Origin of the sequence: Nonomuraea indica (genome assembly GCF_002850745.1) — a bacterium.
Taxonomy (GTDB): domain Bacteria; phylum Actinomycetota; class Actinomycetes; order Streptosporangiales; family Streptosporangiaceae; genus Nonomuraea; species Nonomuraea indica.
Genome location: NZ_PJOK01000124.1, coordinates 1 through 543, shown reverse-complemented (window position 1 = coordinate 543; position 543 = coordinate 1). Strand labels below are relative to the sequence as shown.

1 protein-coding gene is annotated in these 543 nt (G+C 72.9%); it reads right to left on the bottom strand.

Annotation, left to right across the window (positions count from 1 at the left end):
* The coding region (locus CXR44_RS38725) for an AMP-binding protein (protein WP_144070261.1) at positions 1 to 543 on the bottom strand (543 nt) is incomplete at both ends.

Below are 543 nucleotides of genomic sequence, written 5' to 3'. Positions count from 1 at the left end.
CAGGGCGGCCTCCACCTCGCCCAGCTCGATCCGGTGCCCGCGCACCTTGACCTGGTGATCCACCCGGCCCAGGAACTCCAACGTCCCGTCCGGCCAGTACCGGCCCAGATCCCCGGTCCGGTACCAGCGCATCCCGTCCCGCTCCACGAACCGGGCCGCCGTCGTCTCCGGATCACCCCGATACCCCAGAGCGACCCCTTCGCCGCCGATCCACAACTCCCCCGCCACCCAGTCGGGACAGTCCCGGCCCCGGCCGTCCACCACCCGGAAACACTGGTTCGTCAACGGCCGCCCGTACGGCACCGACACCCACTCGGCGGGCACCTTCTCGGGAACGGGGCAGAAGTTCGACCAGATCGCGGCCTCCGTCGCGCCGCCGAGGGCGACCAGCCGGGCGGCGGGGGCCTGCTCGGCCAGCCGCCCGGAAAGGTCGAGGCCGACCCAGTCGCCGGAGACCATCGCCAGCCGCAGCCCGGTGAGGGTGCCGGGCGGTGCGGCGATGAGGAGCATGTCCAGCAGTGCGGGCACCGTGTTCCACACCGT